The organism is Mycobacterium sp. E3298, assembly GCF_001666895.1.
Lineage (GTDB): Bacteria > Actinomycetota > Actinomycetes > Mycobacteriales > Mycobacteriaceae > Mycobacterium.
Window position 1 is genome coordinate 1 of sequence record NZ_LZJB01000542.1, and the last position, 9229, is coordinate 9229.

9 protein-coding genes are annotated in these 9229 nt (G+C 70.1%); 6 read left to right on the plus strand and 3 right to left on the minus strand.

The features are described from left to right. The coding region (locus A9X05_RS24920) for an RNA degradosome polyphosphate kinase (protein ID WP_067784722.1) at window positions 1-1906 on the minus strand (1906 nt) is incomplete at its 3' end. Window positions 1907-1994: 88 nt separating this feature from the next. After that, complete coding sequence (gene cofC, locus A9X05_RS24925) at window positions 1995-2648, minus strand: 2-phospho-L-lactate guanylyltransferase (RefSeq protein ID WP_067784706.1); 654 nt, start codon at window positions 2646-2648, stop codon at window positions 1995-1997. A gap of 113 nt (window positions 2649-2761) precedes the next feature. On the opposite strand from cofC, the gene A9X05_RS24930 reads away from it, so the two are divergent. Both A9X05_RS24930 and A9X05_RS24935 read left to right on the plus strand, forming a co-directional pair. After that, window positions 2762-3781: an NAD(P)H-dependent glycerol-3-phosphate dehydrogenase gene (locus tag A9X05_RS24930; RefSeq protein WP_067747772.1), complete on the plus strand. Its 1020-nt coding sequence runs from the start codon at window positions 2762-2764 to the stop codon at window positions 3779-3781. Between the two features lie 70 nt (window positions 3782-3851). Beyond that, window positions 3852-4964 (plus strand): D-alanine--D-alanine ligase family protein, encoded by a 1113-nt coding sequence (locus A9X05_RS24935; protein WP_067784709.1) that lies wholly within the window; start codon window positions 3852-3854, stop codon window positions 4962-4964. On the opposite strand, the gene A9X05_RS24940 is transcribed toward A9X05_RS24935, so the two are convergent. Further along, on the minus strand, window positions 4961-5533 hold the full coding sequence (locus A9X05_RS24940) for a DUF3515 domain-containing protein (protein WP_067784712.1): 573 nt from the start codon (window positions 5531-5533) through the stop codon (window positions 4961-4963). The two genes, A9X05_RS24935 and A9X05_RS24940, sit on opposite strands and share 4 nt — an antisense overlap. 156 nt (window positions 5534-5689) lie before the next feature. Here A9X05_RS24940 and A9X05_RS24945 point away from each other — a divergent pair, with 156 nt between their 5' ends. From A9X05_RS24945 to A9X05_RS24960, 4 genes are all read left to right on the plus strand, one after another. Continuing rightward, complete coding sequence (locus tag A9X05_RS24945) at window positions 5690-6652, plus strand: thiamine-phosphate kinase (RefSeq protein WP_067784715.1); 963 nt, start codon at window positions 5690-5692, stop codon at window positions 6650-6652. A 39-nt stretch (window positions 6653-6691) separates the two neighbouring features. Further along, window positions 6692-7375: a uracil-DNA glycosylase gene (locus A9X05_RS24950; RefSeq protein WP_067784719.1), complete on the plus strand. Its 684-nt coding sequence runs from the start codon at window positions 6692-6694 to the stop codon at window positions 7373-7375. A 5-nt stretch (window positions 7376-7380) separates the two neighbouring features. After that, window positions 7381-8307 carry an NADP-dependent oxidoreductase gene (locus A9X05_RS24955; protein ID WP_067784725.1) on the plus strand — a complete coding sequence of 309 codons (927 nt, stop codon included), beginning with the start codon at window positions 7381-7383 and terminating at the stop codon, window positions 8305-8307. A 100-nt stretch (window positions 8308-8407) separates the two neighbouring features. Beyond that, on the plus strand, window positions 8408-9229 hold an 822-nt coding region (locus A9X05_RS24960; RefSeq protein WP_156736968.1), incomplete at its 3' end, for a DUF222 domain-containing protein.

Below are 9229 nucleotides of genomic sequence, written 5' to 3' on the forward strand. Positions count from 1 at the left end.
GACCGAGGATCGAGCGGACCGCAATGTTCTCCGAGAACTCTTCGGCGCCGGGGCGCAGCGCGCAGATGCCGCGCACCACCACCTCCACCCGCACGTCCGCCATCGATGCGCGATACAGCGCGTCGATGACCTGTTCGTCGACGAGGGCATTCATCTTGAGCCGGATCCGGCCGCCGCCGTGCTCGCGGTGCGCGGCGATCTCGCGCTCCACACGGTCGATGATGCCGGTGCGAATGCCGTGCGGGGCGACCAGAAGGTTGCGGTAGGAGACCTTGCGCGAGTAGCCGGTCAGCGAATTGAAGAGGTCGGTCAGGTCGGCCCCGATCTCGGGAGACGCCGTCAGCAGCCCGACGTCCTCGTAGAGTCGCGCCGTCTTTCCGTTGTAGTTGCCGGTGCCGATGTGGCAGTAGCGCCGGATCGTCGAACCCTCGCGGCGGACCACGAGGCAGGTCTTGCAGTGCGTTTTGAGTCCGACGTATCCGTAGACGACGTGCACGCCAGCCTGCTCTAGCTCGCGCGCCCAGCGGATGTTGGCCTGCTCGTCGAAACGCGCCTTGATCTCCACGAGCGCCACCACTTGCTTGCCTGCCTCGGCGGCGTTGATAAGCGCTCGCACGATCGGCGAATCACCGCTTGTGCGGTACAGCGTCTGCTTGATCGCCAGCACATTCGGGTCGGCGGCCGCCTGTTCGATGAATCGCTGCACGCTGGTCGAGAACGACTCATACGGATGATGAAGCAGCACATCGCCTTCGCGCAGCGTCGCGAAAATGCTTCTCGGCGTCTCGCGGTCGACGAAGGCGGGGCTGGTGGCGGGGACGAAAGCCGGGTCTTTGAGCGCCGGCCGGTCGATGCTGTAGACCTGCCACAACGACGACAGGTCCAGCAGGCCTGGCACTTCGATGACGTCGCCGGGGTTCACGTCCAGTTCGCGCAGCAGCAATTCCAGCATGCTCTCGGTCATGTCGTTGGCGACCTCGAGTCGCACCGGTGACCCGAACCGCCTGCGCGCCAACTCCCGCTCCAGCGCCTGCAGGAGGTCTTCGTCGCGGTCCTCTTCGACCTCGTAGTCAGCGTTGCGGGTGATGCGGAACGCGTGGTGCTGGACGATCTCCATGCCCGGGAACAACACCGGCAGGAAGGCCGCGATCAGCTCTTCCATTGGCAGATAGCGGATTATGGCGGGACCCTCGCCGTCGTCCGGATGTCCGGGGCCGCGCAGTTCGACGAAGCGATCCACGTTGTTGGGCACCTTCACCCGCGCGAAATGCTGGCCGCCCTCCTCGGGTTGGCGCACCATGACCGCCAGGTTCAGGCTCAACCCACTGACGAAGGGGAACGGGTGCGCGGGATCGACCGCGAGGGGGGTCAGGACGGGGAAGACTTGTTCGTGGAAATAGGTCGACAGTTCGTCGCGCTCACCCTGATCCAAATCGGCCCACGTGACTATATGTATGCCTTCCTCGGCGAGCGCCGGTCGCACCGAATCGAGGAAGACCCGCGCGTGCCGGGTCGCGATCCGTTGCGTCTGCTCACCGATGAGGGTCAGTTGCTCGCGCGGGGTCAGTCCGTCGGCGGACCGAACCGACAGACCCATCTCGTCGCGGCGCTTGAGGCCGGCGACGCGGACCATGTAGAACTCGTCGAGGTTGGACGCGAAGATGGCCAGGAACTTGGCCCGTTCCAACAACGGCAACGAGTTGTCGTCGGCCAGGGCCAGCACGCGGGCATTGAAGTCGAGCCAGCTCAGCTCGCGGTTGAGGTAGCGGTCCTCCGGCAGGTCGGTGAGGGCGGACGGCGTCGCGGCGGGCGGCGCTGCCACGGCCGAGTCGCCTTGATGCCACAAGTTCTGGTCGGGGCGTGCCTCAGCTTCGGTTTCAGTCACCCTGCGATCATCGCCTATCACTCGCCGATGCTGCTAGCGCTCGACGGACATCCATTCGCCGTTGGGACGACGTTCATCGCGAGGACAGGTTCGCCGGTCCGCGCCGATGTCACTGATGGGCGAGGGCGCGCGCGGTCGCGGCGCCCACCCCGAGGCGGCGCGCGGCGGCGAGATCGTCGGGAGTGTCGACGTCGCAACGCAGCCCCGGCCATGCGCCGGTCAGTTCGATCGCACCCGAACGTCGATGCCGCGCCGACGAATCGGCGCCGAACTGCGGATCGAGTGGGGCGCCGAACGCGAACAAGGCGGCGGTTCCCGTCGCCAGCCGGTCGGCGACGAAGCTGCGGCGGTGCTGCCGCGCGGCGGCGATCGCCTCGGCCAGCTCCTGTGTCTGCAGCGCGGGTAAATCGCCTTGCAGCACAACGATATTCGGGAAGAATCCGCCCACGGCCCGTTCCGCGGTGGCGATGGCGTTGTTCAGCGGGTCGCCGTGCCCGTCGGGCGTCGGGTCGGCCAGCACCTCGGCCCCCAGCTCCGTGGCCGCCGCGGCCGCGGCGTCGTCGGGCGTGACGACGGTGATCGAGCCCAACGCATCAACGCGTCCCGCCGCGGTCAGGGTGTCGATCAGCATGGCGAGCACCACGCCCTCCCTGGTGCGTGCCGAAAAAACGGGGGCCAGCCTGGTCTTGGCCGCGGCCAACCGCTTGACGGCGACGATCAGGGCGACGTCCTTGCCCGCTTCGTCGGCTCGTGTGCCGCTCATGAGATCTCATCCTGCCAGCGACCGCCGACGGCGGACGCGCTAGCTCGCGTGAGCTCCGCTGATCTAGGGTGTAGCGGCTGCAACTCGCTTGGGAAGACAGACGGGGGTGGTGGATGACCGGCTCGCAGGGCGCCGTCGCGGTGATGGGTGCCGGGGCGTGGGGCACGGCGCTGGCCAAGGTGCTCGTCGAGGCCGGCGAGCCGGAATCCGACGTCACGCTGTGGGCGCGCCGGTCCGACATCGCCGACCAGATCAACACCACCCGGTCCAATCCCGACTATCTGCCCGGCGCAACGCTGCCGCCGGGCATCCGTGCGACCACCGACGCGGCGGAGGCGCTGGCCGGCGCCACGACGGTGCTGTTGGGCGTGCCCGCGCAGACGATGCGTGCCAACCTGGAAGGGTGGGCACCGCTGGTGCCCGACGGCGCCACCCTGGTCAGCCTGGCCAAGGGCATCGAGCTGGGCACCCTGATGCGGATGAGTCAGGTCATCGTGTCGGTGACGGGGGTGGACCCGGCTCAGGTCGCGGTGGTTTCGGGGCCGAACCTGGCCAGCGAGATCGCCGAATGCCAGCCCGCCGCCACGGTCGTCGCGTGCAGCGACTCCGGTCGCGCCGTCGCGCTGCAGCGCATGCTCAACACCGGGTACTTCCGCCCCTACACCAATAGTGATGTCGTCGGCACCGAGATCGGCGGGGCGTGCAAGAACGTCATCGCGCTCGCGTGCGGCATGGCGGCCGGCGTCGGGCTCGGGGAGAACACCGCGGCGGCGATCATCACCCGCGGCCTGGCCGAGATCATCCGGTTGGGGATAGCGCTCGGCGCCAAGGGCGCCACGCTGGCCGGCCTGGCCGGGGTCGGCGACCTGGTGGCGACGTGCACGTCGCCGCAGTCGCGGAATCGGTCCTTCGGCGAACGTCTGGGCCGCGGCGGCACCATGGAGTCGGCCATGCAGGCCGGCGGCGGCCACGTCGTCGAGGGCGTGACGTCGTGCGAGTCGGTGCTGGCGCTCGCGTCCAGTTACGACGTCGAGATGCCGCTCACCGACGCCGTGCACCGGGTCTGCCACAAGGGCCTGTCGGTGGACGAGGCGATGGCACTGTTGCTCGGCCGCCGGACCAAGCCCGAGTGACCGCCATCGAAACCGCAGCCAGCGGCGCCGCCCGGCCCGAGCGCCGCGCAACCGGTAGCCTCTTTAGGTTGTGAGTGCCAGCGGGAATCGCGTGCGCGTCGCCGTCGTCTTCGGCGGGCGCAGCAACGAGCACGCCATCTCGTGCGTGTCCGCGGGCAGCATTCTGCGCAACCTCGATCCCGAGCGGTTCGAAGTGCTGGCGATCGGCATCACCCCGGAGGGATCGTGGGTGCTCACCGACGGCGACCCGGACGCGCTGGCCATCAGCAACCGGGAGCTGCCCGAGGTGACCGCGCAGTCGGGCACCGAACTGGCCCTGCCGGCCGATCCGCGCCGCGGCGGCCAACTGGTCGCCCTTTCGCCGGGGGCCGGCGAGGTCCTGGCGTCCGTCGACGTGGTGTTCCCGGTGCTGCACGGCCCGTACGGGGAGGACGGCACTCTGCAGGGCCTGCTGGAACTGGCCGGGGTGCCCTATGTCGGGGCCGGCGTGCTGGCCAGCGCGGCGGGCATGGACAAGGAGTTCACCAAGAAGCTGTTCGCTGCCGAGGGGTTGCCGGTCGGCGCGTACGCGGTTCTGCGCCCGTCGCGGTCGACGCTGCAGCCCGAGGAGCGCGAGCGGCTGGGTCTGCCGGTCTTCGTCAAACCCGCGCGGGGCGGCTCGTCGATCGGGGTCACCCGGGTGGCCAGCTGGGACGACCTGCCGGCCGCCGTGGCGGCCGCGCGCCGGCACGATCCGAAGGTGATCGTTGAGGCGGCGATCACCGGCCGCGAGCTGGAGTGCGGCGTGCTCGAAATGCCCGACGGCACAATCGAAGCCAGCACGGTGGGCGAGATCCGTGTAGCAGGAGTGCGGGGACGTGAGGATTCGTTCTACGACTTCGCCACGAAATATCTCGACGATGCAGCCGAATTGGATGTGCCGGCTAAGGTGGACGACGACATCGCTGATGCCATCAGGGATTTGGCGGTCCGGGCATTCAAGGCCATTGACTGCCAGGGCCTGGCCCGGGTCGATTTCTTCCTCACCGATGACGGACCGGTGCTCAACGAAATCAATACGATGCCCGGGTTCACCACGATCTCGATGTACCCGAGGATGTGGGCGGCCAGCGGCGTGGACTATCCCACCCTGCTGGCGACCATGGTCGAGACGGCGTTGGCCCGCGGGGTGGGTTTGCGCTAACCGGCGGGCGCCGGGTTGATGGGCACCGCCGCGATGGTGCGGTCGATCAGTTCCGAGAGCTGCTGGATCGGCGTCGGGCCCGACCCCGACGGCAGCGTGAGCGCGACATACACCGGCCGATCCACCGTGTACCAGGTCGACCTGCCCGCGTCACCGGCGGACTGCTGTTCGGGATGCACCTCGAACCACTGCACCCGGTCGACGACCTGGATCGGAGAGCCCACCACGAACTCGGCTGGGCGGTCGAGCCCGCAGCGCAGCACCAGGGGCTCGCTGTCCGGTCCGGCCCGCCACGCGGTGGCGCCCTGGGGCGCAGGCTGTGCGACGGGCGCGCGTTGATAGTCGCCGAGCCGCTGAGGCAGCGCCCCGGCCAGCGCCCGGCATGCGGGGCTGTCGGCCTGGGGCGCCGGGGCCGCGGGGACGGCGACCGGTTGCGGCGGCGCCTGGCGGTTGGCCGCGATCACCAGGATCACCCCGATCGCGACGACGGCCACGGCGACCGCGGCGATGATCAGCGCGGGCGGCGGCCCCTCGTCGACGGCGGGGCGGGTATCGGGGTCGGTCGTCACCGCCCGCGCACCTCCTATCTCGGGCCGCGAGCGGTCCGCATCGGGACAGGGCTCTAAACTGGCGCGGGCCGCTCGCGCGGGCAGTAACCCAACTTACCGCAGGTCGGCGGCTCCGATAGTGGCCCGGACAGGGCGGGACGCGCCGGAGGAGGTGGCGTGGGCGACGACGGATCGAATTCCACACTGCAGCAGCTCGGTGAGTTCGCGGTGATCGACCGATTGGTGCGCGGTCGCCGGCAGCCGGCCGAGGTGGTGGTCGGGCCGGGCGACGACGCGGCGGTGATCCAAGCCAGGGACGGCCGCACCGCGGTGTCGACCGACATGCTGGTGCAAGACCGGCACTTTCGGCTGGACTGGTCGAGTCCGCACGACGTCGGCCGCAAAGCCATTGCCCAGAACGCCGCGGACATCGAGGCGATGGGCGCGCGGTCCACGGCCTTCGTCGTCGCCTTCGGCGCCCCCGGCGACACACCGACCGCCGCCGTCGACGGGCTGGTCGGCGGGATGTGGGACGAGGCGCACCGCATCGGCGCGGGCATCGCCGGCGGCGATCTCGTCAGCTGCCCACAGTGGGTGGTCTCCGTGACGGTGCTGGGCGATCTGGACGGGCGCGCTCCGGTGCTGCGGTCCGGCGCCAAGGCGGGATCGGTGATCGCGGTCGCCGGCGAGCTGGGCCGCTCGGCGGCCGGCCTCGCGTTGTTCGGCAAGGGTATTGAAGGTTTCGACTCGCTGCGCCGCCGGCATCTGGTGCCCCAGCCGCCCTACGGTCAGGGCGTCGCGGCGGCGGCCGGGGGAGCGCAGGCGATGATCGACGTCTCCGACGGCCTGGTCGCCGACCTCAGGCACGTCGCCGAGGCGTCGGAGGTGGCGATGGATCTGTCGACCGCTGCGCTGGCCGCGGACCACGACGCGCTGACCGCGGCCGGCAACGCGGTGGGGGCCGACCCGTGGTCGTGGGTGCTGGGCGGCGGCGAAGACCACGCCCTGGTGGCCTGTTTCGCCGGCCCGGCGCCGGCCGGGTGGCGAATCATCGGGCGGGTCCTCGAGGGCAAGGCCGACGTGCTCGTCGACGGACAGGCGTGGACCGGCTATGCGGGCTGGCAGTCATATGACGGTTAGGGTGGCGCGGTGAGCGTCGATGCTACGAAAGGACCGGCGATGACGGCGCGGCCGTTGACTGAACTCGTCGAGCGGGGCTGGGCCGCCGCGCTGGAGCCGGTGGCGGATCGGGTGGCCGCCATGGGCCAGTTCCTGCGGGCCGAGATCGCCGCCGGGCGCAAGTACCTGCCGGCCGGCCAGAACGTGCTGCGCGCCTTCACCTTTCCGTTCGACGACGTCCGGGTGCTGATCGTCGGGCAAGACCCGTACCCAACGCCGGGACATGCAGTGGGACTGAGCTTTTCGGTTGCCCCCGACGTGCGTCCGCTGCCGCGCAGCCTGGCCAACATCTTCGACGAATACTCCGCCGACCTCGGCCATCCGCAGCCCTCGTGCGGTGACCTGACACCGTGGGCCCAGCGCGGGGTGATGCTGCTCAACAGGGTGCTCACCGTGCGGCCGAGCAATCCAGCCTCGCACCGGGGCAAGGGCTGGGAAGCGGTGACCGAGTGCGCGATCCGCGCGCTCGCGGCGCGTTCGCAGCCATTGGTGGCGATCCTCTGGGGCCGCGACGCGTCCACACTGAAACCGATTCTGGCAGAAGGCAATTGCGTGGCCATCGAGTCCCCGCATCCGTCGCCGCTGTCCGCCTCTCGGGGGTTCTTCGGGTCGCGTCCGTTCAGCCGCGCCAACGAACTGCTGACGGGTATGGGCGCCGACCCCATCGATTGGCGGCTGCCGTGACCGAGATGACCGCATTGCGGGCCCACCACCGGGGCGGCCCGGAACAACTCGTGGTCGAGCGGGCGCCCGTACCGGTTCCCGCCGCGGGTGAAGTTCTGGTGAGCGTCCACGCCGCGGCCATCACGTTCGACGAGCTGACCTGGGACGAGACCTGGACCCGAGACGGTGTGAGCCGCACGCCGGTGATCCCGTCGCACGAAGTCTCGGGCGTCGTTCGCGAGGTGGCCGCGGGTGTGGCGGATTTCGCGCCCGGCGACGAGGTGTACGGGCTGATCCCGTTCGACCGCGACGGCGCCGCGGCCGAATTCGTCTGCGCCCCCGCGGCCGACCTGGCCGCCAAGCCGGCGACGGTGTCGCACGTCGTCGCCGCCGCGTTGCCGCTGGCCGGCCTGACAGCCCTGCAGGCGCTGGCCGATCACGCGAACGTGCGGGCCGGCGAGGACGTGCTGGTGCATGGCGGCGCGGGCGGGGTGGGCGCCTTGACCGTTCAGCTGGCCGTGATGCTGGGCGCGCGTGTCACCGCGACCGTGCGCAGCGACGCCGGCGAACTCGTCCGCGGGTATGGCGCCGCCCGGGTGATCGACGTCCGCACCGAGACATTCGACGACGCCGCCTACGACGTCGTGATCGACACCGTCGGCGGTGAGACGTTGGACCGGTCGTTTCCCGTGCTGCGCCCTGGTGGTCGGCTGGTCACTCTGTCGGCTCCGCCGCCGGCGGGCAGGGCCGACGAATACGGCGTCACGGCAACCTTTTTCATCGTCACGCCGGACCGCGACCAGCTGAGGAAGCTCGCCGCGTTGGTCGACGGTGGACGGTTGCGCGTCGACATCGCGGAGACCTTCCCGCTCGAGCGGGGCCGCGAGGCGTTCGAAAGCGGCCGGCGCCCGGGCCATCGCCCCGGCAAGACGGTCATCGTCGTCGGCGACTAGGGCGTTTCGGCGCGATTGCTTTGTAATCCCTTGTGCCACTTTGGTTTCTTTAGTCACAGAGCGGGCTTTTTTGTCGGTGGGGGTTTCTAGAGTTTGAGGTATGGAGGCCAGTCGTGAGGAGATCGTCGACGCTATCGACGCGCTCGACGGCGACGCGGACCGCCTGTGCGCCATGTCTTTTGACGTGCTCACCACCCCGGAACGGTTGCGGGCTTTGGAGCGGGTGGAAAGCGTCGCCCGCCGGCTGCGTACACCCCAGCACGCGCTGATCAACCAACTCGACGCGCAGGCCAGCCCCGAAGAGGTGGGCGGCTCCTTGCGCACCGGGCTGGCCGACCGGTTGCGCATCACCAAGGCCGAGGCCGCCCGGCGCATCGCCGAAGCCGCCGACCTCGGCGAGCGCCGGGCGCTGACCGGTGAACCGCTGGCACCCAAGCTGACTGCGACCGCGGCCCGCCAACGCGCCGGGCGCATCGGCGAGGGCCACATCAACGTGATCCGCGACTTCTTGGCCCACCTGCCCGATGCCATCGACGCCCTGACCCGCCAAGCCGCCGAAGCCGACCTGGCCGCCAAGGCCGGCGCTTATGGGCCCGACGAACTGGCCAAATACGCCCAGCGGCTGAGGGAGTGGCTGCACCCCGACGGAGACTTCAGCGACGCCGAACGCGCCCGCAAGCGCGGGATCGCCCTGGGCGCCCAGGAATTCGACGGCATGTCGCGCCTCAGCGGCCTGGTCACTCCGGAGTTGCGCGCCGCGATCGAGGCCATGCTGGCCAAGCTGGCCGCCCCCGGAGTGTGCAACCCCGACGACGAAATCCCGGTCGTCGACGCCACCCCGGATGAGGACGCGGTGCGCCGCGACACCCGCAGCACGGCGCAACGCCACCACGACGCCTTCCTGGCCGGGCTGCGCGGACTC